The 805-nt window shown below is 47.1% G+C and carries 1 protein-coding gene; it reads left to right on the forward strand.

Annotation, left to right across the window (positions count from 1 at the left end; genetic code table 11):
* Positions 1-242 precede the first annotated feature (242 nt).
* Positions 243-805, forward strand: a 563-nt coding sequence (locus CIK04_RS25955; protein WP_128824705.1) for a threonine/serine exporter ThrE family protein, incomplete at its 3' end; no start/stop codon positions are given.

Raw genomic sequence — 805 nt, forward strand, 5'->3', positions numbered from 1 at the left:
GAAGTTATCACTGAAGATGATGACGACGATTGGGATGACTGGGACGATGAAGAAGATGACGGTCACGTTATCTACGTTCGTGAGTAATCGAGATATTACGATTAAAAGCCGCAATATTATTTGCGGCTTTTTGCATCTAAATCATGTTTAGTCCGTTTTTTTCGGGCAGAATATTTGTTTTTCGAGGCGCTTTTGCCTTTTGTTTCAATTAACAGGTCCGATCAAAAGGAATTAGGAAGTGTATGGCATCAACACAGCGAGCCATCTCTCGGTTGGTCGCACAAGCGGGGCAGATGTTATTAGCGCATGGAGCGGAAAGTACCTTGGTGGGCGATATTATGCGCCGCATTGGTATTGCATCTGGCGTCAGCGAAGTCGAAGTGGCGCTCTCTGCCAACGTGTGTGTCACCACTGTGATGGATGGTCACTGCATTACCACCACGCGGAGCTGCGTCGATCGTGGTATCAATATGAAAGCGGTCACCGAAATTCAGACGGATTTGCATCATGATGGAAAAGGGATGCTTGATCCGATGATGGCTCAGAGAAAACTGAATAATATCAGTCCAGAGCGTTACAACCGCTGGTTAGTGGTGTTTATGATCGGCATCTCTTGCGCCTCTTTTGCTCGTTTAGCGGGGGGGATTGGCCGTGTTTGCGATGACATTTTGGCTTCGGCTTGCGGCATGATCGTTCGTCAAGAAATAGGACATCGTCATTTCAACCCACTCTTGAACTTTGCCGCAACGGCGTTTGTGACCACTCTTATCTCTGCACAAGCAGTCATTCTTGAAATTGGCAACTT

It is taken from the genome of Vibrio sp. 03_296 (genome assembly GCF_002265885.1).